General features: G+C 37.6%; 23 protein-coding genes. 18 read left to right on the forward strand and 5 right to left on the reverse strand.

The features are described 5' to 3' along the window. Positions 1-27: 27 nt before the first annotated feature. From ACTB0Y_RS10430 to ACTB0Y_RS10440, 3 genes are all read left to right on the forward strand, one after another. Positions 28-2,367, forward strand: a complete 2,340-nt coding sequence (locus ACTB0Y_RS10430) for a PAS domain-containing hybrid sensor histidine kinase/response regulator (protein WP_463206761.1) — start codon at positions 28-30, stop codon at positions 2,365-2,367. 80 nt (positions 2,368-2,447) lie between these two features. Further along, positions 2,448-2,855 (forward strand): OsmC family protein, encoded by a 408-nt coding sequence (locus tag ACTB0Y_RS10435; protein WP_463206762.1) that lies wholly within the window; start codon positions 2,448-2,450, stop codon positions 2,853-2,855. Positions 2,856-2,894: 39 nt separating this feature from the next. Further along, the gene (locus ACTB0Y_RS10440) at positions 2,895-3,668 is read left to right on the forward strand and encodes an SDR family oxidoreductase (protein ID WP_463206763.1); all 774 of its coding nucleotides are present in this window, start codon (positions 2,895-2,897) and stop codon (positions 3,666-3,668) included. Between the two features lie 55 nt (positions 3,669-3,723). Here ACTB0Y_RS10440 and fabD read toward each other — a convergent pair whose 3' ends face one another. Beyond that, positions 3,724-4,608 carry an ACP S-malonyltransferase gene (fabD, locus tag ACTB0Y_RS10445; protein ID WP_463206764.1) on the reverse strand — a complete coding sequence of 295 codons (885 nt, stop codon included), beginning with the start codon at positions 4,606-4,608 and terminating at the stop codon, positions 3,724-3,726. A gap of 231 nt (positions 4,609-4,839) precedes the next feature. On the opposite strand from fabD, the gene ACTB0Y_RS10450 reads away from it, so the two are divergent. Continuing rightward, positions 4,840-5,556, forward strand: a complete 717-nt coding sequence (locus ACTB0Y_RS10450) for a porin family protein (RefSeq protein ID WP_463206765.1) — start codon at positions 4,840-4,842, stop codon at positions 5,554-5,556. A 59-nt stretch (positions 5,557-5,615) separates the two neighbouring features. On the opposite strand, the gene folE is transcribed toward ACTB0Y_RS10450, so the two are convergent. Then, positions 5,616-6,221 carry a GTP cyclohydrolase I FolE gene (gene folE / locus ACTB0Y_RS10455; RefSeq protein ID WP_463206792.1) on the reverse strand — a complete coding sequence of 202 codons (606 nt, stop codon included), beginning with the start codon at positions 6,219-6,221 and terminating at the stop codon, positions 5,616-5,618. 55 nt (positions 6,222-6,276) lie between these two features. Then, positions 6,277-6,690 (reverse strand): 6-pyruvoyl trahydropterin synthase family protein, encoded by a 414-nt coding sequence (locus tag ACTB0Y_RS10460; protein ID WP_463206766.1) that lies wholly within the window; start codon positions 6,688-6,690, stop codon positions 6,277-6,279. 123 nt (positions 6,691-6,813) lie between these two features. Here ACTB0Y_RS10460 and ACTB0Y_RS10465 point away from each other — a divergent pair, with 123 nt between their 5' ends. The 5 genes from ACTB0Y_RS10465 (at position 6,814) to ACTB0Y_RS10485 (ending at position 11,595) form a co-directional block, all read left to right on the forward strand. Next, on the forward strand, positions 6,814-7,488 hold the full coding sequence (locus ACTB0Y_RS10465; protein ID WP_463206767.1) for a phosphorylase family protein: 675 nt from the start codon (positions 6,814-6,816) through the stop codon (positions 7,486-7,488). After that, on the forward strand, positions 7,485-8,309 hold the full coding sequence (locus ACTB0Y_RS10470; protein WP_463206768.1) for a menaquinone biosynthesis family protein: 825 nt from the start codon (positions 7,485-7,487) through the stop codon (positions 8,307-8,309). The genes ACTB0Y_RS10465 and ACTB0Y_RS10470 overlap by 4 nt, the downstream gene beginning before the upstream one ends. After that, positions 8,306-9,352, forward strand: coding sequence for a DUF4421 domain-containing protein (locus tag ACTB0Y_RS10475; RefSeq protein ID WP_463206769.1), 1,047 nt, complete (start codon positions 8,306-8,308; stop codon positions 9,350-9,352). Before ACTB0Y_RS10470 ends, ACTB0Y_RS10475 begins: the two co-directional genes overlap by 4 nt. A gap of 22 nt (positions 9,353-9,374) precedes the next feature. Then, positions 9,375-10,538: a hypothetical protein gene (locus ACTB0Y_RS10480; RefSeq protein WP_463206770.1), complete on the forward strand. Its 1,164-nt coding sequence runs from the start codon at positions 9,375-9,377 to the stop codon at positions 10,536-10,538. 208 nt (positions 10,539-10,746) lie between these two features. Beyond that, the gene (locus ACTB0Y_RS10485) at positions 10,747-11,595 is read left to right on the forward strand and encodes a transketolase (protein WP_463206771.1); all 849 of its coding nucleotides are present in this window, start codon (positions 10,747-10,749) and stop codon (positions 11,593-11,595) included. A 43-nt stretch (positions 11,596-11,638) separates the two neighbouring features. On the opposite strand, the gene lnt is transcribed toward ACTB0Y_RS10485, so the two are convergent. Then, a complete protein-coding gene (lnt, locus tag ACTB0Y_RS10490) occupies positions 11,639-13,240 on the reverse strand; it encodes an apolipoprotein N-acyltransferase (protein ID WP_463206772.1) in 1,602 nt (533 codons plus the stop codon). Positions 13,241-13,469: 229 nt separating this feature from the next. Beyond that, positions 13,470-13,856, reverse strand: coding sequence for a response regulator (locus ACTB0Y_RS10495; protein WP_463206773.1), 387 nt, complete (start codon positions 13,854-13,856; stop codon positions 13,470-13,472). Positions 13,857-14,005: 149 nt separating this feature from the next. On the opposite strand from ACTB0Y_RS10495, the gene ACTB0Y_RS10500 reads away from it, so the two are divergent. From ACTB0Y_RS10500 to ACTB0Y_RS10540, 9 genes are all read left to right on the forward strand, one after another. Then, positions 14,006-15,751 (forward strand): hypothetical protein, encoded by a 1,746-nt coding sequence (locus tag ACTB0Y_RS10500; protein ID WP_463206774.1) that lies wholly within the window; start codon positions 14,006-14,008, stop codon positions 15,749-15,751. A gap of 40 nt (positions 15,752-15,791) precedes the next feature. After that, complete coding sequence (locus ACTB0Y_RS10505; protein ID WP_463206775.1) at positions 15,792-16,100, forward strand: hypothetical protein; 309 nt, start codon at positions 15,792-15,794, stop codon at positions 16,098-16,100. Positions 16,101-16,111: 11 nt separating this feature from the next. Beyond that, positions 16,112-16,477, forward strand: coding sequence for a response regulator (locus ACTB0Y_RS10510; RefSeq protein WP_463206776.1), 366 nt, complete (start codon positions 16,112-16,114; stop codon positions 16,475-16,477). Continuing rightward, a complete protein-coding gene (locus ACTB0Y_RS10515) occupies positions 16,477-18,513 on the forward strand; it encodes a chemotaxis protein CheA (RefSeq protein ID WP_463206777.1) in 2,037 nt (678 codons plus the stop codon). Before ACTB0Y_RS10510 ends, ACTB0Y_RS10515 begins: the two co-directional genes overlap by 1 nt. Positions 18,514-18,516: 3 nt before the next feature. Then, the gene (locus ACTB0Y_RS10520) at positions 18,517-19,068 is read left to right on the forward strand and encodes a chemotaxis protein CheW (RefSeq protein ID WP_463206778.1); all 552 of its coding nucleotides are present in this window, start codon (positions 18,517-18,519) and stop codon (positions 19,066-19,068) included. Between the two features lie 104 nt (positions 19,069-19,172). Further along, positions 19,173-20,462 (forward strand): DcaP family trimeric outer membrane transporter, encoded by a 1,290-nt coding sequence (locus ACTB0Y_RS10525; RefSeq protein WP_463206779.1) that lies wholly within the window; start codon positions 19,173-19,175, stop codon positions 20,460-20,462. Then, positions 20,440-21,285, forward strand: coding sequence for a CheR family methyltransferase (locus ACTB0Y_RS10530; RefSeq protein WP_463206780.1), 846 nt, complete (start codon positions 20,440-20,442; stop codon positions 21,283-21,285). The genes ACTB0Y_RS10525 and ACTB0Y_RS10530 overlap by 23 nt, the downstream gene beginning before the upstream one ends. A 10-nt stretch (positions 21,286-21,295) precedes the next feature. Further along, a complete protein-coding gene (locus ACTB0Y_RS10535; protein ID WP_463206781.1) occupies positions 21,296-21,685 on the forward strand; it encodes a response regulator in 390 nt (129 codons plus the stop codon). 33 nt (positions 21,686-21,718) lie between these two features. After that, positions 21,719-22,630: a sensor histidine kinase gene (locus ACTB0Y_RS10540; protein WP_463206782.1), complete on the forward strand. Its 912-nt coding sequence runs from the start codon at positions 21,719-21,721 to the stop codon at positions 22,628-22,630.

Below are 22,630 nucleotides of genomic sequence, written 5' to 3' on the forward strand. Positions count from 1 at the left end.
ATATTGGACGTTATTAAATTTCTTCTTATGGTATATAGCTTCGCCTTTTCAGAAAACGATCAAACTTACGCCAATCTGATCCACGCTCTTAAGTATCCCGCGATCTACCTGGATAAAGATTTAATATTTCAGGCTTACAATGAAGCTTTTTGCCATTACTTCGACATTCAACCCATAGCACTCAGAAAGCTACCCTTAAATAAATTCAACCCGGAAAGTACAGCCTTAAAAGAATTCAAAAAGATTGTTACAAGCACACCCATAGCACAATTGGAAAAACAATTCTTTGTTGCCGGCTCTGCAAATAGCAAAATAAAGGTAAATGTACAACCCGAATTCAATAACAAGGGACAATCCGTAGGCGCAATTCTTTTCTTTGCAGAACAAATTCAGCAAAACAGTAAATTAGATACAGCCTTTAAAGGACTCAAATCGAAAACACCTTTTGGAATTGGAGAATTTAGCCGCGAAGGTATTATTCTTAAAGCGAACGACACCATGGCTGCCAGCATGGAATCTTCACCGAGGGGAATCATCAATAAGTCAATGGCTGATTTTCTCGAAGAAAAAGATTTTAATGCCTGGAGGCGAATTATTGAAAACGCACTTAGCAGTGATGAACCCATAGAATCAGAAAACGAAAAAAACGGACGAATCTACCATACTTTATATTTACCCAACAACGAGAAAAATAAGGTTAAAGTAGTATTCAGGGAACTTACCGAAGAAAAGATAGCCGAGAAAAAACTAAGATTAAGTGAAGAAAGATACAGAGCACTTTTCGAATGGGCTGCAGATGGTATACTTATTGGCAATCATGAAGGGACTATCATCAATTGCAATCAGAGTATTACCCAGATAAGCGGGTATGAAAAAGAAGAAATTATTGGTCAAAACATAATGAAACTCTTCCCAGAGGAGCAAATTAAGCAGAAACCCTTTAATTACAAAGATGTTCTCGAAGGCAAAACCATATTAAGTCAGCGTGTACTGGAAAGAAAAGACAAGAAACTGATTCATATTGAAATGAATACGCGCAAGGTTGCAGATGGAAGACTTCAAACATACCTCCGGGACATATCAGAGCGGATTGCTGCACAAGAGCGCATCAAGGAACAGAACGAAGAATTATTGCAAGCAGAAGAAGAATTAAAATCGACGAACAATGAACTGCTTCAACTCACAGAAAAATTATTGAAACAACGCGAAGAACTTAAAGCAGCCAAAGAAAGAGCAGAAGAAAGTGACCGGTTGAAATCTGCATTCCTGGCCAACATGAGCCATGAAATTCGCACGCCGATGAATGGAATCATGGGTTTTTCGCAAATGCTAAAAAGAGGAGATTACCCGGTACAAAAACAAAGAAGATTTCTTGGCGTAATACACTCACTTACTAAACATTTATTACAATTAATCAACGATATAGTTGATATTTCAAAAATTGAGGCCAACCAGTTATCCATATACAAGGAGACATTTTACGTTAACGACCTGATGCACGAAATCTACAATACATTTACAGAAGAAATAGAGAATCAGGAAAAAGAACATCTTAATTTAAAACTTAATAACGCTAAACACAGAACCCATTCAACTATATTAACAGATAACATCAGATTAAGGCAAATACTTACCAATCTGGTGAGTAATGCGTTAAAATTTACCGACAAGGGTGAAATAGAGATAGGCTACACATTATCAGACAGCGACTATACTTTTTATGTAAAGGATACAGGTATTGGCATTTCCACAGAAAAACAACAAGAGATATTCAACCGATTCAAACAAGCAAATGAGGCAATGACCCGCAAATTTGAAGGGACAGGTCTTGGACTTTCCATTTGTAAAAGTCTGGCAGAAAAACTTGGTGGAAAGATTTGGGTAGAATCGGAACCAGATAAAGGATCCGTATTTTTTGTTAAAATCCCCAAAGGAAATACACAGGAAGTAAAAAGCGACATTACAGTAGAAACAGAAGTGAAATATGACTGGAAGGGTAAGTCACTCCTAATTGTAGAAGACGAAGAGGCTAATCAAATTTTCTTAAACGAACTCATCGAACCAACCGGGGCTAAAATAACCATAGCTCAAAATGGTAAGGAAGCAATAAAAGAATGGGAATCAAAAAAACCTTTGGATCTCATACTTCTGGATATTCGCCTGCCCGATATTCTGGGACTTAATGTAGTTAGAAAAATAAGGTCAACAAATAAAAACATACCCATCATTGCCCAAACGGCCTATGCTATGGGCGATGACCGTGAAGCATCTCTCAAAGCAGGGTGCAATAACTACATCCCCAAACCTATCGATATTAGCCTCCTGATGTCAATGATAAACGATTACCTAATCGGCACAAAAAATTAACCCACATCAAACATTTTTATTCTTTGTATGTGTTAAGTATAGGCGCGAGAATAATTACCACTTATCTAAATTATCGTACAATGGAACCAACTATTCGAACATCTTATAAGGGAAACCTGCGAACAGAAGCAGAGCACGTCCGTTCTGGTAATAAAATAATTACAGACGCCCCGGTAGATAACCATGGCAAAGGAGAATATTTCTCACCTACCGACATGCTTGCCACTTCGCTAACGAGCTGTATTTTTACCATTATGGGTATTAAAGCAGAGGACGCGGGCTTTAGTATCCAGGGAGCAAAAGCTGAGACCTGGAAAATAATGGCAGAAAATCCAAGACGCGTAGCGGAAGTTCGCGTAGAATTTGACTTTACAGCGTGTGGGTTATCCGAAAAACAACAAAACATACTCAAACAACTTGTAAAAGTAAGCCCGGTGCCACTAAGCCTGCACGAAGACCTTAAGCAAAATGTGAGCTTGAAATTTTAAAAACCAAGAGGCAAATAATCCAGGTAATAAATTTTCACTATGAATCTACAAATAGCGCAACAAACATTTATAGTATGTGGTGCCACGAGCGGTTTTGGATATGGTACAGCAAAAGCCCTGCTCAATGATGGCGCAAAAGTTATTGGTGTGGCCCGCCAGGATGATAAACTGGAAAAAATAACCAATCAGTACCAGGGTAACTTCATACCACTTACCGGCGACTTAACAACTCAAGAAACAATTGGTGAAGTTGCATCTGCGGCAAAGGAGCATGATATAGACGGAATACTAATAAATTCTGCCGGGCCTCCCGCAAAAAGTTTTGCAGAAACTGGCATTGAAGATTGGGATGCAGCATACCAGAACCTTTTGAGATGGAAAGTAGACCTGACACAAAAACTCATACCCCACTTTACTAAAAAAGAATACGGCCGAATGGTTTACATAGAAAGCGCATCGGTAAAGCAACCTATAGAAAATCTGGTGCTGAGTACATCAATAAGGCTGGCCGTTGTGGGTATGATGAAAACACTTTCGCAGGAAATTTCAGGGCAAAATATTACAATGAATATAATAGCACCAGGCTCCCATGAAACACCTGCCATTGAACGTCTGATAAAAAAGAAAAGCGAAACAGACGGACTATCTTACGGCGATGCCCGCCAAAAATGGATCAATAACATACCTGTAAAACAAATGGGCGACCCGGGAAAACTGGGAACACTGGCTGCATGGCTGCTTTCACCATTATCGGAATTCGTTACAGGTCAGGTATATGCCATAGAAGGAGGCAATGTAAAATCGACTTTATAAAAAGAAAGCCCTGCAAATCATGAGGTTTACAGGGCTTACAGTGCATAAATATCGTTTATTCTACTATTGCGCTTTCAACAGGCATTTTGCGGTCAACTTTTTTAACCATTCCCTGTAAAGCTTTACCAGGTCCGACTTCAGTAAATGAAGCGGCACCGTCGGCAATCATATTTTTAACCGTTTGTGTCCATTTTACAGGCGCAGTAAGTTGCTTTTTAAGGTTCTCCTTTATTTCTTTCGGATCGCGCTCTCCGGCAGCTGTAACATTTTGGTAAACCGGGCAAACCGGATTTTCAATATTGGTCTCATTGATAGCTTTCTCAAGCTCTACACGCGCCGGCTCCATTAATGGTGAGTGAAAAGCACCTCCTACAGGCAGCTTCATTGCTCTTTTGGCGCCCAACTCTTTCAATTGTTCTATAGCCTGATCGATTCCGGCAACGGAGCCTGAAATAACAAGCTGGCCTACTGTATTGTAATTAGCAGGCACAACTATTTCATCGATATTATTGCAAACTTCTTCTACTTTTTCATCATCAAGGCCAATAATGGCGGCCATAGTAGATGGTTCAAGCTCGCAGGCTTGTTGCATAGCCCTGGCCCTTTTTGATACAAGTTTAAGCCCGTCTTCAAAAGAGAGCGCGCCGGCAGCAACCAACGCAGAAAATTCACCAAGTGAGTGGCCCGCAACCATTTCTGGCGCAAACTTCTCCCCCATGACTTTAGCCAGTATGGTTGAATGCAAAAAAATGGCTGGTTGCGTAACTTTTGTCTGCTTTAAATCCTCATCGGTTCCTTCAAACATCAGATCTGTTATACGAAAACCTAATATTTCGTTGGCTTTCTCAAACATTACTTTGGCTTCGGGATTTGTATCGTACATATCTTTCCCCATGCCAACAAACTGAGCTCCCTGTCCGGGAAACACAAATGCCTTCATAAATGATTGTTTTTTTTGGTTAAAACAGATGCAAATGTACAATTTTCTATTTCATGCCACTACAATAACACTTGAAAATCACCAAACAGCTAAAAACACAACTAAAATTTAGTCAATAAAAAACTGAACACAAGTGTTCTATAATTCCATTTTTTGACATAAATTTGATAAGCCTGCGGAGGTGTTGAAATAAAAAGCTTCAATTTATCACTAACTAAAAACTACACAACCATGAAAAAAATTACATTTTTAATGCTGGCCATGGTGATCGTGAATTTTATTCAAGCCCAATTATTCACCATAGGAAATCAGGAAATCGGATTTGTTTACGTCGGCCCAAAAATTGGCATGGGTGGCGCATGGGTATCTAATTTAAAAGTAGACGACGAAGAAACAGGAACCCTCTTCACCTACCAATTCGGGGTTGTTGGAAAATTTGGTTTAACCAATCGCTTATCGATCCAGCCTGAGCTAATTTTTTCCAGAAAAGGTAGCAAAGTAAAAAGCGATGAATTCGATTATGAAGGAAAACGTTTTGCCGATTATATTGGTATTCCAATACTGGCAAAACTATCATTTATTAAAATCGGGGATTTCCGGTTGCATGGCTCAGGTGGCATATACAGCAATGTAACCCTGGATCAAAAATCAGTTTATGAATACAGCTTTGAAACCTTTGAACATAACATTGAAAAAGAGTTCTACAAAAAAGTTGATTTCGGATTTAGCTTTGGTGGTGGGGCTGAGTATGAACTTGACTATGGTTTAATTGTGGGTGAGATACTGATCGAACATGGCGCAGTTGATATCTACACAAATGATATATCAACTGAAAGCAACCGCAACACCGCTATTTCGTTTGCTACCACCTATCTTTTTGATATTATTGATCTTACATCAAAGTCACTAAAAGATAAAGAAGCACCGCCAACTGAAGACATGGAATGAAAAAGGGCTGTTCCAAAAGATTAGAACAGCCACTATAATTTTGTGAAAAACAAATTTGTTTATGATAATTTAGATCCAATCAGGTGTATAAATTCTTCACGTGTAGCTTCTTTTTCCAGGAAAGCTCCTGTAAAAGCAGAAGTAGTTGTAACAGAATTTTGCTTCTGGATACCACGCATTTGCATACATAAGTGCTGAGCTTCAATCACCACTGCAACGCCAAGCGGATCAAGGGCATTTTGTATTGAGTCTCTGATTTGGTTGGTCATTCGTTCCTGTACCTGCAGCCTGCGCGCATAAACCTCCACTACCCTTGCAATTTTGCTCAGGCCTGTGATGTACCCATTGGGAATATATGCTACATGTGCTTTTCCAATAAAAGGAATCATATGGTGCTCGCACATGGAAAATAAGTCAATGTTTTTAACAAGTACCATGTGACGGTAATCCTCCTTGAATTTGGCAGAATTCAAAATTTCTTCGGCAGACTGGTGATATCCCTGTGTGAGAAATTGCATTGATTGCGCTACTCTTTTAGGTGTATCTTGCAGGCCTTCTCTTTCGGAATCCTCTCCCAGACCTTCGAGTACGCCTTTGTAATGTTTTGCCAGTTTAGCAGTTGCTTTATCATTGAATTGATCTATTCGTGTATACCCATCTTCCATTTGGGTGCCGTTTGCTTTTATTCTCATAATTGTAATTTTACCGTAAAGTTGTAACTTATTCTCCGTAATATTCTACATAATTATTTTCCGTTTCCGTAAGCTTGATACAATGAAGCTGGGCTCCAAGCAATTTAACCTGGTGCTCTAACTGCTCCCATATTGATTTTACTATTATCTCGGTAGAGACAAATTTATCCTGCAAAAAATCAACTTCAATATTTAGGTTTTTATGGTCTACTTTAGAAATTATATGTTCTCTGATAATGCGACTCAAATCTTTTAAATTCACTACAAAACCGGTCTCCCCGCTTACCTTACCCTTCACAGTTACAAACAATTCATAGTTGTGCCCGTGCCAGTTTGGATTAGAGCATTTGCCAAATACTTCGTAATTTTTCTCATCACTCCATTCCGCTTTAAACAACCGGTGAGCTGCGTTAAATCGTTCTCTTCGAGTTACGTATACCATAACATATATTTTAAGATTCAAAAGTAATGCTTTGAAATTAAATGATTAAATATTTACTTTAAAAAATAAACAATTCATTCTCCTAAAAGTTGTAAAATGTTTTATTCATAAAGTTAAACAAAATTGAAAGCAAAATATTTAATTGTATCAGCTACGCACAGTGAAGTAGCGAACTTAATTGAACAAGAGGGACAAACCATCCTCAAAAACCATTTATACAGCATTTGGGATAAAGTACATATCTTAATAACAGGTGTTGGGCAGGTGAATACGACCTATTCGCTGATGCGTTATTTCATGGATTATGATAAACCCGACAATTTAATTAATGTCGGTATTTGTGGCAGTTTTTCAAATAAATACACACCGGGCACAATAGTACAAGTATGCAAAGAAACTGCCGCCAACCAACTCGTAGAGCAAGACGGCCGTTGGTTAACATGGGCCAACATTGGGCTAATTGACAAAACGAATCGCACCATTACCCCCACTACTCCACACTGGGCAGAGAATATAGCTATCCCCAGAGTGGCCGGGCTAACGGTTGATTTCTTAACAGATGATTATTCCTTTATTCAAAAACGAAAAGAGTTTTTTCAATGCCAGGTAGAAACCATGGAAGGTGCAGCAGTTTTTACTATAGCCATGAGAGAAAAAATACCTGTACTGCAAATCAGAAGCATTTCCAATTATGTGGAACAAAGAGATAAAAAACACTGGTCTATAGAAGAAGCAAAAAAGGAATTGCATATTTTTGCTTCACAAAAGCTAAAACCTTTAATCACAAAAAAAACATGAAGTTAAACCTTGCTTTCTCAACCTGCCCCAACGATACTTTTATGTTTGATGCTTTGGTACATAAACGCATCAATACGTTCGATTTTGAATTTATTACAAACCTTGCCGATATAGAGGAGCTCAACCAGCAAGCAACAGCGCAACTCAATGATATTACCAAAATTAGCTTTAATGCATTTGCCGCTCTTACAGGACACTACCAATTACTAAACTCGGGAGCTGCATTGGGTTTTGGTAATGGTCCGCTTATTATAAGTAAACACAAAATTTATCCCGACGAACTACATGATGCACGCGTGGCCATACCTGGAGAAAATACCACAGCCAACCTGCTACTTAATATTCTTTTCCCTGAAGTGAAAAACAAAAAAGCCTATTTATTTTCTGACATTGAAGAAGCTGTTTTATCTAATGAAACCGATGCCGGACTAATAATTCACGAAACGCGCTTTAGTTACCACAAAAAAGGATTACTCAAGGTTGCAAATTTAGGTGAGATATGGGAACAAGAAATTAAACTTCCCTTACCCCTTGGAGGTATAGCTGTTCGCAGATCCCTTCCGGAAGATACAAAGCAGCAAATTCAGAATATAATAAAACACAGTGTGCAGTTTGGCATACAAAACCCATCTGCATCAGCCGACTATGTAAATTCGCACGCCAAAGACCTTGACAAACAAGTCATAAAGCAACATATAGATTTGTATGTAAATGATTACAGCATAAATTGTAAAAAAGACGGGCAATCAGCAATTCAATACCTAATCAAACAAGCAGCTGAAATTAAAGGCCACAATATAAAAACCCCGGTATTTATATGAAAAACATTACTACTCATTTTTTAATCGTGGTTTTCACATTTTATATGAGCCAAATATTAGCCCAACCACAAGCTGAAGCCGTCTTACAGCAAAAAACGAAAAATATAGATACCTCCTATATTCACTCCTATTACGAAGATCTTACACTGGGTTTTTCTATTCCCCGTAAATACGTAGACTTTAGCTTAAGAGATATCCGAAACAACAAAGAACTCGACTACGAACCCAACAGTAATTTCGCAATGGGTATCAAAGGCGCATATAAATGGCTTGGGCTCAGTGTAGGCCTGGGGCTGCCACATACGGCTGATAATATTTCAAAATATGGAAAAACAAACCGGCTTGATTTGCAAATAAATGCTTATCTCCGAAAATTTGTAATTGATGGGTATCTGCAGTATTACCAGGGTTTCTACCTTAAGAACATGGACAGTTACTTTGAAAATTTTAACGCTGACAAAAGGAGCTACTATCAAAGAGCCGACCTTACATTTGCTAATGTAGGTCTTTCAGCGAGGTATGTATGGAACCACAGAAAATTCTCCTACAAAGCAGCTTATGACTTTAACGAAAAACAAAAGAAAAGTGCTGGTTCATTGGTAACCGGACTTTTTGCCTTTTTAAATGGAGCCAGCGCAGATTCATTAGTAGTACCGACTTTTGCGCGAGATAAGTTTAGTGAACAGGCATTATTCTCGAATATATCTTCTATAAATCTTGGTATTTCTGTAGGCTATATCTATACACTTGTAGTGGCCAGTCACTTTTTTATAAACATTGGCATTGTACCTGGACTAAGCTTACAGGCATTTTCAGCAACCGACACAAAAAACAATGAAGTGCTTGCAAAAGGAGGCTTTGGTATTTCAACTGTTAGCAGAATTGCATTAGGTTATAGCAAAAAAAGGTTTTATATGGCATTTACTGGCGTTAGTGGCAGCAATAATCTGACTAATAAGAACATAACAGCTATTGATTTTGGTTATGGAAATGTGCGATTTACAATAGGTTACAGGTTTAAATTAAAGAAAAAATTGTTTTGAAATACATTAAGCTTTAAAATCCATGATCAATGAAAAACCAAATAAAAACATAATCTACAGCGCACTACAAGGCGTAATTTTTTGCTTAATATACCTCTTCTTGTTTGATTTTATTCGCTACAACGAGGCTGACACACCCAATTTCGTAAACGCTGCAAAAATTCTCTTCGGGCAGGATACCCTTACAGAAACACAATCCAGAATTACAAAACCCATGGTGTTAATTTTGCCCGGGTTTCTCAATATGCTCTGGGGGCTGAAAGTAGAAAGCATTATGCTGGCTCAAAACATTGCTTTTCTAATTCTCACAGCGATTTATTTTGGTAAACTACTGCATATCCTCGGTTTTAACCTAATTAAGCAGCAACTCGGAATCTTTATGCTGCTCACTGTTCAGGCTATTGCTGTGCATAGTTTAGAATTGATTAATGATATCGCCGGTATTTTTTTCAGTGTATTTATTACTTATCTCTACTTCAGGGGCCTACAACAGAAAAAAAATAATTTGTGGTTTTATGTATCATTCTCGCTATCGATCGTTATTGGTATTTTGAGCAAAGAAAGTGCAGGTATGGCCTTATTGATAATTATACCCCACCTGCTTATCCATGGCAGCAAAAAATATATATATCGATTCGGCATTTCAATTTTCCTAAGCGGCTTAATCATATTGTTGACTCAGGCAGCAATAAGTCTGCATTTTGAAACGCATGATGCCATTTCAAACATAATGGAGGAGTTCAGGATTAATAATGGGTTTAACCTCAAATGGGCGCAAATTCCGCACAGCTTTGATGTTTACTGGATATTTATCATATCTGGAATAATCTCACTAATTAAAAACAGGACAAAAATCCATACTGCAAATTCATGGCTTATTTCAGGACTTTTAACGGTACCTTTTTTATTATTGTGGGCAACAGTTCAGGATAGAACTATAGCCGTAGCAGCACCACTATTCATTATATATGTTTTGTTTTTTACGGTCCAATATCAAAAGAAAATGCCTCTTTGCTTTTTGATAGTTTTAGGAGGTATTGGCAATATTATTTCAACATATCTAATATACAGATATCAGATGCATAATATTTTAGAGAGTTATTATCTTTTATATGCCCTTCTTTTGCTATTTGTATGGTTATTTACTAAATATTTTAATGTAAAAAGCAATTGCATAGGAGGTTAATGATAAATATATTACTCGTTAATCAAGAACAACAAATAGTGCTTTATACAAAATAATTTTATCTAAAGGTTACTGTACCTTCTTGAGGGGGCATAGCCTATGCTACGATATTACAGCAGCACTATTAACAAAACCATCACAAACTTCTTCCATTGTAAAACCTGACTTTGAAAAAAATACCTATTTTTGCACTCAAAATAATGAAGATATGAGTGAAATACAAGATTTAAAAAACACAGCCACACAAGTTCGACGAGATATAATAAGAATGGTACACGGAGCCTCATCAGGGCACCCCGGAGGGTCGCTTGGATGTGCCGATTTCCTGACCGCACTTTATTTTAAAGTCTTGCAGCATAACCCAGAATCTTTTAACATGGATGGAAAAGGAGAAGATTTATTTTTCCTTTCCAATGGCCACGTATCTCCTCTCTGGTACAGCGTTTTAGCCCGTTCAGGGTATTTTAATATCAAAGAACTCAGTACCTTCCGGAAAATTGGCTCCCGCCTGCAGGGGCACCCAACTCCTGAAGAAGGACTCCCTGGAGTGCGTGTAGCCTCGGGATCGCTTGGACAGGGCCTTTCCGTTGCTTGTGGGGCAGCACTTACCAAAAAACTTAATAAGGATGACAACCTTGTATATTCAATGCACGGCGACGGCGAACTGCAAGAAGGACAAATATGGGAAGCAGCCATGTTTGCAGCTGCCAAAAAAATAGACAATATCATAGCCACTGTAGATTATAACGGTAAGCAAATCGATGGGCCGGTTGATGAAATTATAAGCCTTGGTAATTTAAAAGGCAAATGGGAATCATTTGGATGGATTGTTTTTGAAATGAACGGCAATAACATGGAAGAAGTAGTTACCACCATTGAGGAAGCACAAAAAGCAACAGGGAACCAAAAGCCAGTAGTAATTTTAATGCGAACTGAAATGGGCTATGGCGTTGACTTTATGATGGGTACTCACAAATGGCATGGAGCAGCCCCCAGCGATGAGCAGGCAGAAGAAGCATTGTCACAGTTAGAAGAAACACTTGGAGATTACCAATAAAACGGAATTAATATTAATCATTATAGACATTGAGCACGTAGTTTTACGTGCTCTTTTTGTTTAATATCTTTCTCACAATCATGAGCAAAATAATAAGTATTGTAAAAAATGCAGCCACCCTTCCAAGGTAATCTCCATTGGCTACATAATAAGTAATTTCGTCATTTTTAGAAAGTGAATGCCTTATAGCTGCTGGCCTCCACCATTTGGTAGGTTTAATTACATCGCCCCGTTGATTAATAAATGCCGAAATACCGGTATTCGCCGATCGAGCTATGCTTCTGCGCGTTTCTATAGCCCGGAGCCTGGCATATCGCATATGTTGCTCAAAACCGGGCGTTTTGCCCCACCATCCATCATTGGTAATAACAAAAAGAAACTGAGCTCCTTTGTTCACATAAGAAGCCACATACTCAGGATAAATAGATTCATAACATATGATAGGAGCAACAGTGGTGTTTTGAAAACGAAACACTGATGATGCTTCCTGCTTTCCCAGACTGCCCACTGTTCCGCCAAGGTCGGCTGCAAAATTGTCGAGAAACTTAAAATACTGATAATAGGGCACTTTCTCCACACCGGGCACCAGCTTAGACTTATGATAAAAATCAATACCATAGGTGGTAATTTGCAAAGCTGCATTGAACCTGTCATAATAGGTCTCTGAGTTTCGGAATTGCCTGGCTGTTGGCGGCACAAAATCTCCCTCTACATACTCCTTTCTTGTTGATGCTCCCACCACAAAAGCTACATGACTATTTTCTTCAAGGAACTTTTCTATCATTCTTACCGAAGCGTAATCTCTTACGTGCCCTTCCCAAATTTTTTCTATCAATGCGGTTTCCGGACCAATTACATATTTCGTTTTCGGAGTTATCTGATTATCGGCAACCTGAAGCAATCTCGTTGTTTGCTCCAAAGCACCCATACTTCCATATTTTTCGTTGTAAGGATCTATGTTTGGCTGTAAAATAACCATTTCAACCTGCTCTCCTTGTTCTTCATAATTATTGTAATACACATAAGACCATATAACAGGTATCGAAATAATAGCCAAAAATATTATACCGTTTGCAATTAATCGCCTGTTCATGGTTTGCCTGCCCCATATCAGCTCAGCTATGGTAGACACAATAATAATATTGCTAAATAATATCCATAAACTACCGCCTAAAACTCCTGTAAACTCATACCACTGGACCCATTGCACATTATCGGCAAATCCATTTCCAAGGGTGAGCCACGGCCAGGATATTTCAGTTTTAAAATATAAATACTCAAATGTAATCCACCAAAATAGCAGAGCATAACGGCCCACCTTATTGTCTGTCCACCTGCGCGATAGATGATAAAGCCAAAACACAAAAGCCATCAATGCACTATTGGCCAAAACAGCCATAATTGCCCCCGGAAGGGTAGCTTTATAAATCCAATAGGTGGTAAACAAGTTCCAGATTAGAAATACAATATAACTATAGTTGAATACCCCAAAAGCATTTTTCCGGGTATCGAGATAATACTCTTCAATTAAAAGCAAAGGTACAAATGCCACAAACAATAACACGGCCATCCATTCGCTATACCATGCCAATGTAAGCATAAGACCCGATAGCAGAGCCAGTCCTAACCTAAAATACGGCTTCATATGTTTAAAAATTTTAGTTCGGTGAAAATGAAGAAACTAAAAATTTCTTCAAAATGTACATTTAATGATTTTTTCCTAAAACCGTATGCGGTTTCAGGAAGTCACATCAATCTATCCTTCTAATATTGCCACAAAAATAACAATTGAATGGCCAAAATTGCCCATAGCACACGGAATGTTTGTAAAAAATTTGAAAGTAAATAGCAAAATGAGTAAAATCTACCTGACTTTAAGATTTTTCAGGCTCATTAAATGCTTTGTTCAGGGTTTTACTAATCTTATCCAACAAATAAGGTTTTGTAATCAGGTCATTAAAACCGGCTTGATCAAATGTTTCGAAAAAATCGTTGGGATTATGCGCAGTAAGGGCGATTATAGGCAGACTGGAATAAGGCCGATCCATTTCAGAACGAATATACTGGGTGGTTTCAATGCCATTCATTACTGGCATTTCAATATCCATTAAAATCAAATCAATTTTATCACGCTGTATTTTGTCTATAGCTTCTTGTCCATTTGCAGCTTGATCATAGCTATATCCAAGTTTTTTAACGTACTCGGTTAATAAAACACGATTGATAACAATATCATCTACAATTAAGATTTTATGGCTCATATTTGTTATTTGTAGGGTTCAAATTTCAATATAAAAGTACTAAAAAATAGCTGAGTAAAATAAGGTAATTTAACCCATATTATTGTGCAAAAAAATAATGTAATATCGTAAAATATTAATTACAACTAAATTTTCAAAGCATAATATAGATGAAGGAGCTCAGCACAAAAGAAATTCAGCAGATGATCAGCGACATTGCAAATGGCTTTGCTTCCATAGATCATAAGGTAATGGAACTAACCGAAGTAAGCAACGAGGACTTTACTGCTTTGAACAATATAATGAAAAATCATCATGAAACAACCCACGAAATAACCCAAAGCACCACACATATAACAGAACAAATTCAGAACCTGAAAAATAATGATGCCCTCCTCCATATACGTACTACTACAAACAATATTAAAACAGCACTCAAAGAAACCACCAGCAGCATCAATAATTATATGGACCAGGTAAACCTGTTAAACCTGGATTTCAAGCATATTAGCATCCCTATTCTTAATTTCAAACAAAATATTTCAACACTCAAATTTCTAATAACAAATTTAAAACTGAATCAGGGACTGATAGCAGAAGACAACCAAAACAACACAAATACCCTGATAGAAAATCTCACCCGCAAAATAGAAGAAATACAGGGAGAAATACCCAGGGTAGCCAAAGATGTGGAACTTCTTAAAAGTCATTTTCAAAAAGCCTATAATAAAGCCAGTGATATTACCCACCGCTTTACAAAAGAATATACTCAGCAAACAGAAATTATTGACAAGGTTATAGCTTTTATTGAAGAAGGAATCGAAAAAACAGCCACCTTAAAAATAACTATAGAACAAAAAAACCAGGAAAGCTTTCAAAATCTGAACCAGGTAATCACTAACCTTCAATACCATGATATCATCAGGCAAAAGATAGAACACATTCAGGATACCCACAAAAACATAATAAACGAACTAAACCACTTAGAAAAAGAAAAAAACATAATAAAAAAAGGGCTTGAATATGTAAAACAAATACCTGGCACTACTGAAATACAAGCTGCGCAACTTTTACTAACCAACAAAGAATATCAAAGTGCCCTTGAAAACATATCGAAAAAATTAATTGAAACAGCTAATACACTCGAAGAAGTAAATGGCCTCTCATTTAGTATTTTTAATGGCGATAAAGACATTAAAGTAGCATCGCAACTCACAAAATATAACAGGGAATTGCCCCATAGAATGAGCCAGGTCACAAATGCTTTAACAGAACTTATTGAAACAAACGACTTGCTCCAAAAAAACATCAGTGAGCATGTTAAACATTATGAGAATCTTGAGGCCATCGAAAAAGACATCAATGCCATTATTAATGAAATTAATAAAAACCTCTCTCCCCGGAACGACATCAAAACCATAACAGGCAAATTAGTTACACTCCTTAATGATATAAACGACTCAAGAAGCAACATTGGAAAAATAATCAATGCCCATCAAAACAACCATTTAATCAGTCTCATTGATAAAATCAAGCAACAAAAAGCTGTGATTGCAACCCAGCAAATTAATGAACAGGAAACAAAAAAATTCACCGAAGAATTTACCGCAATTAACAAACAAATTTCAAAAAATTGCAAAGCCTTTAAAAAGCTTGATACCGAGCTAAAAAACACCCTCGAAAACATTAAATACTACGATTTTTATGAACAGGAAGTAGAAGAAATAATCAATCAACTCAACCTTATCTACAAAAAAATCAAGCCCTTTTCAGAAGAAAGCACAATGGAAAGCGACCTGATGAGTGCTATGGAAAATGCCTATACAATGAAGTCCCAAAGAGAAATTCATCAGCATAAAACAGATTCACAAGCCAACGAAAATAAGGAAGATGAGGATAACCTTGAACTCTTTTAAAATAAAAAAACTGTATAAAATGTCTTAAAACATAACAGTAATGACAAAAAAAACCATCAACATTAAACGCACAAAAAACCAAATGGTCATTAAAATTAATGTGCCAGCAGATATTCAGCACATCCAATCCATCTATGCTGAGCTTAAAGAAATAGATTTTGACCGACCTGAAATAATTTTGGATATTGATAAAGACACACCAATAGATTTATCATTCATGCAAATAATTATCTCTTTAAAAGAAACACACCTTGAAAAAAATCAAAAAATCACGTTAAAAGCCCCTTTGGATGAAATACAAAAAAACGTAATTTTAGGTACTAATAAGGAAATAAAAATAGCAACATAAAAACAACCAAAATGGGAAAGAAAATACTCATCGTAGATGATTCCGAAAGTATACGAGAAGTAGTAAGCTTTACACTAGCCAATGCCGGACATGATGTGCAAAAAGCTGTAGATGGTGATGATGCACTTAAATATCTGGATGGCACGGCTTACGACCTAATCATTACTGACTTACACATGCCAAACAAAAATGGTATTGAGCTCATTAGAGAAGTGAGAAAATTGGATTCATATAAGTTTATTCCTATTCTTTTCCTCACAACTGAGTCACAAACCGAAAAGAAAAAAGAAGCCAAAGAAGCAGGTGCCACCGGATGGATTGTAAAACCCTTTGTACCTGATAAACTCTTAGCTGCAATTAATAAAGTTGTAAGATAATGGAAGCATTCAAACAAAAATTCGTTGAAGAGGCTACTGAACAGATTAATGACCTGGAAGAAGCGCTTTTACAATTAGATAAAAACAAAGAGAATATGGATACTATAGAATCCATATTCCGGGTAATGCATTCCCTTAAAGGTGGTAGTGCAATGTTTGGGTTTGAAAAAATCGATAAGTTTACCCACATTCTCGAGAGTGTATATGACCGCATAAGAAACAAAGAAATGAAGGTAACACCTGAAATTCTGGACCTTACATTTCAGGCAGTCGACCATCTCAGAAACCTGTTAGCAGAAAGCCCCGAGAACGAACGCCAACTCGAACGGGAAAACAATGAGTTTATAACACGCATTGAGGGTGCACTGAACGAAAAAACAAAACCGGAACATGCCAGCATACAGGATGAACCTACAGAGGGAAAAACAAAAACTTATTATGTAAGGTTCGAGCCCAATGAAGATATCATGCAAAATGGGACCAACCCCCTGTTTTTACTAGAAGATTTGGCCCAGCTCGGAACTACGCTAATAATTCCAAATACCTCCAAAATACCCGGGTTCAAAACACTAAACCCAGCCAAAACCTACACAAGCTGGAACATACTTCTAACTACCAATGCCGGTATAAATGCTGTGATTGATGTATTTATCTTTGTCGACGATGAGGCAAAAATAGAAACGCATAAAATTTCAGACTACAATTTACTGCAAGACAAGGCCATAAAAAATATACTCAAAGATACCCTGCAGCAAAAACCCAATATTAAACCTTCTGACCTACACGAGCTTATTATCGACCTTGAGAATATATATCAGGAAAAAGAAGAAAAACAAGTAAAAGACGATACACGCAAAAAAGTTGAACACAGTATTTCGAGCATTCGTGTCAGCTCCGATAAACTCGACAACCTCATCAACTGGGTGAGTGAGTTGGTTACAATCCAGGCACAATTATCGCTTTTCAATAAAGAAAATAATTATCCCGGCCTCGACCCCATAGCCGAAGAAATAGAAAAAATATCACGCAGGCTGCGTGACGATGTGTTCAGCATAAGGCTCATCCCCATTGCAAACATGGTAACAAGGTTTCAACGCATGGTAAGAGAGCTCTCCAATGAACTTGGGAAAGAAGTCGATTTTATCACAAAGGGAACTGAAACAGAGCTAGACAAAAACATCATTGAAATGCTCATAGAGCCTGTAATGCATATTATCCGGAACAGCCTGGACCATGGCATTGAAGATTCCGCTCAAAAAAGAATTGATGCCGGAAAACCACAGAAAGGAACCATTACGCTCAATGCGTTTTACTCAGGAACCTACGTATACATTCAAATAATTGACGATGGCAAAGGCCTCGATTATGAAGAACTTCGTAAAAAAGCCATCGAAAGAGAGATTATAACAGAGGAAACCCAAATAACAGAAAAAGAAATACTCGATTTGGTTTTCACCTCGGGATTTTCCACAGCTAAGCAAGTAACAAATCTCTCGGGCCGTGGTGTAGGAATGGATGTAGTAAAGCAAAAAATATCCGAACTCCGGGGTGAAGTAGATATTAGTAGTGAAAAAAACAAAGGTACTACTGTTACCATTAAATTGCCGCTAACACTTTCGATTATAGACGGATTGCTGGTTAGAATAGGCAAAACGAAATTTGTAATACCACTGGCAGCAGTACAAAAAATATATGAATTCACACACAACGAAATCGAAGAATCCATCAACAACCTGTTCCTTGCTGATGATAAACGCGTGCCTTTCATATACTTGCGCGAAGCACTTAACATTGGAGGCACACCACCCGAAATAGAAAGAATCGTTAATGTAGAGTTTCAGGATACATTTATGGGCCTCACAGTTGACGAAATTATTGGCGAATACCAGGCCGTGCTCAAACCGCTTGGCAGAATGTACAAAGAAGTTGATATTGTCTCCGGTGCCACCATCCTTGGCGATGGAACAGTTGCACTGGTACTCGATCCAAACCGCGTAATTAATGAATTTACAAATAAAGAAAACATAGGAGGATAAATTATGGATACACAAACCCAAACCGACAAAAAGAATACAAGTAATCAGGTACACACGTACCTTTCATTCAGGCTGGGCAAAGAAGTCTTTGCTGCATCAGTTGATCATGTTGTCAACATCCTGGAACTTAAACCAATTACCAAAGTACCCCACGCACCCGAATACATGAGCGGAGTAATAAATCTGCGAGGACAGGTATTACCGGTAATTGACATGAGGATTAAGTTCGGAATGTCCCCCACAGAGGCCACCGTGGACACATGCATCATTGTGCTGAACCTGGAAATTGAAAACGAAAACGTTAAACTAGGTATATTGGTCGATGCTGTAAGTGAAGTACTGGAATTGGAAGAAAGTCAAATCGAACCTTCTCCAAGTATCGGAACCAAATACAAGGCAGAGTTCATCAAAGGCATGTGGAAACAAGACGAAAGCTTTATTATGCTGCTCAACCTTGATCTTATTTTCACAAGAGATGAAATAGTAGTGGTAGAAGAAAAAACAAGCGAAGCAGACATGCCAAAAAATGAACAAACAGACGAAGAAAAAAAATAATTATATAACCAAACCAGTTACAAACCAAACCTGCTTGGCCAGAAAACATCCAGGGCTAAGCAGGTTATGCTTTACCATACGTAAAGGTTTTTTAAAAATATATAATGAAGCAGAATTACATATTTTCATTAATTTGCTTATTATTTTTCATCAATACTATGAGAGCCCAACAACAAAATGCCTGGAAAAACGAACTATATGGTTTTGTAAGAGCTGATGCATTTTACGATTCGAGAAAGTCGGCCGAAGCGGTTGATGGGTTATTTTTACTTTACCCCCTGAATGAAAACCCCGACGAAAACGGGAAAGACCTCAATGCAGTCAGCCAAATTACCATGACAAGCATTTCAAGCAGGTTGGGAATGAAAATGGGAGGCAAAAAAATTTTTAACGAAACAGCCACACTCGCAGCCAGACTGGAAGCAGATTTCACAGCACGCTCTAATTCAAATTCTTTAAGGCTAAGGCATGCCTATATTTCATTGAGCTGGCCCGGACATAAATTACTCATGGGCAGAACATGGCACCCAATGTTCACCCCTCAGGCATTTCCTTTTACACTGAGCATAAATGTGGGCACACCCTTCAATCCCTTTAACCGCAGTCCACAAATCAGATATACCCTCAAGCCTACAAAAAGGTGGTCAATGTTGCTCGCCATGCTATACCAGAATGATTATTCCAACCTGGGACCAGATGGTAACAGTGGCGTAGAAAAACGCATTGACCTTATGCGCCACAGCATGATACCAAACCTACACTGGCAAACACAATTTAATTTTAGAAAGCAAACCTTTGGTTTGATGGCAGATTATAAACAAATCCAACCAGAGACAAAAACCACAGGAACCAACGGCACCTATAAAACAACAACACAAATCGCCAGCTATGCTGTTGGAGCTTTTACCAAAACATCGATTAACAAGTTCTCGGCCAAAGCCAAAGTTATTTTAGGCCAAAACCTTTCTGATCATATCATGGCAGGAGGCTACGGAGTTAAATCCTTCAATACTAAAACTGGTCATGAAACTTACACACCGTCAAACCACATTTTTAGTTGGATAAACCTGGAATACGGAACCAAATTTACGGCAGGGTTGTTAGTAGGTTATAGCAAAAACCTCGGATTTAATGATGATATTGAGCCCAATAGACCAATATACGCCAGAGGAAGTAATATTGCATATCTTTACAGAATCTCACCATACATAAAATGGCGAAACCAAAGGCTTGAAATTTGGGCAGAAACAGAAGTAACCACTGCTGCCTATGGTAATATTCAATATGCAGAAAACGGACGAGTAAACAACACCAGCGAAATAAGCAATGTTAGATTACAATTTTCTTGTGTGTATTATAATTTAATAAAAAATGAACGAAAGCACTACATTTAACAATATTGAGCTAAAAGCAAAAGAATTTGAACGCCTTAGTCAATACATTTTTAGCAACTACGGAATAAAAATGCCTCTTGCAAAAAAGGTTATGCTACAAAGTAGATTGCAAAAAAGGCTGCGTCACCTGAATATGCATAATTTCCAAACCTACATTGATTATGTATTCAGCAAAGAAGGCGAAAAGGAAATTGTACATATGATGGATGTTGTATCTACAAACAAAACAGATTTTTTCAGAGAGCCCACTCACTTTGAATTTATGCACGAAACCATTCTACCTGAAATTTACCAAAAAGGACAGAATGAGCTTAAAATATGGAGTGCCGGAAGCTCCAGCGGAGAGGAGGCATATACCATAACCATGGTCATTGAAGAGTATATTGCACAAAACAAAAATATAAACTACCATATCACAGGTTCCGATATCTCAACAGACATGCTTCAGAAAGCGGTTAATGGTATTTACAAACTCGAAAAAAGTATCACCATACCGGAATCGATGAAAAAAAAATACCTGCTAAAAAGTAAAGACCATCAAAAAAAACTTATCAGAATAAAACCCAATTTACGCTCAAAAGTAAGTTTTTTTAGACTTAACCTCATGGATACAACTTACAAAGCACCCAATAATTTCGACGTAATTTTTTGCCGGAACACACTGATATATTTTGAACGCAATACCCAGGAAGCAGTCATTAACCGATTATGTAACCACCTGAAGCCCAATGGTTATTTTATCCTTGGACATTCAGAATCAATAACAAACATGGATGTTCCGCTAACGAACATCAAACCAACCATATTCAAAAAAACATCATAATAAATTATCCATGCTTATTAACCTATTGATAATAGATGATGATATATTCTTCAGAGAACTGCTCAAAGACGTTCTGATGGAGTACCCGGTGCAATTATACGAAGCCTCAAACGGTGACGAAGGATTAGACATATTAAAACAAGAGCCTATACATGTAGTAATAACAGACATCATAATGCCTGAAAAAGAAGGTTTGGAGAGCATTATAGAAATCATCCAAAAATACCCGGGCGTTAAAATACTTGCGGTTTCAGGAGGAGGATCAAACGGAAGCGTGCACTACCTCGAAATGGCTACATCATTAGGAGCACATGAAACACTGGCCAAACCATTTGAACAAACTGAACTTATTGAAAAACTCAATATCCTGACCAACAATAAAATAAAGCCTGACATGTAGCATGGCTACAAGCAATTATTAAACACTACAGACATGGAAAAAAAGATATCTGACGAAGAACTTATTAAAGAATTAAAAATACGCTTCAATCAAAACAAAAAAGCGCTGACAGAGCTGCAGGAGAAATCAAAGGAATTGCGTAAAGTGAACGAAAAACTCAAAGAATCGGAATCACTAAAAAGCCATTTCCTCTCGAACGTTACAAACGAAATTGTTAACCCGTTTGCCTCTATTCTGGGATTAAGCCAAAATATAATGGCCCTGAATATAGATGAGTATGAAAAAATAAAACCTTTGGCCCAATTAATACATGCTGAAGCATTTAATCTTGATTTTCAGTTAAAAAATATTTTTGCTGCAGCCAAAATCGAAGCCGGATTAGCACAGCCCGAACTCACTAATGTTAATATACACGCTTTAATTGAAAGCATTATAGACAGCTATAAATACAAAGCAGAACAAAAGGAGCTTAAAATAAAATTTCATTACCAACCCAATAAAAGAGTAAATAGCTCAAGTGAGTTTCCAGGCGATTCAGAAAAGCTCAAGCTAATAATGTCTAATTTGCTGAATAACAGCATAAAATACAGCAATGCAGCCCAAAAAATCGAGATTGTTTCGTCAATTTCGAAAAACGATGAACTCATTATAACTGTGAAAGACTATGGTGTGGGAATCAAACAAGAAGACCAGGAAAAGCTATTTGATCGATTTGTGAAAGGTGAAAGCACCATACATTCACTCAACGAAGGCTATGGACTGGGATTATCAGTCACCAAGTCGTATGTAGACTCTCTCGAAGGAAAAATAACCGTAGAAAGCGAACAAAACAAAGGGGCCATATTCACCATTTACCTGCCACGTCCAAAAGACACCAGTTACCTGGAAGGTTTCTCTGATGACGGTAATGAAATATTTTTTCAGGATACAGACGAAGAGTTTTAA

The sequence above is a fragment of the Salinivirga sp. genome (genome assembly GCF_055145285.1).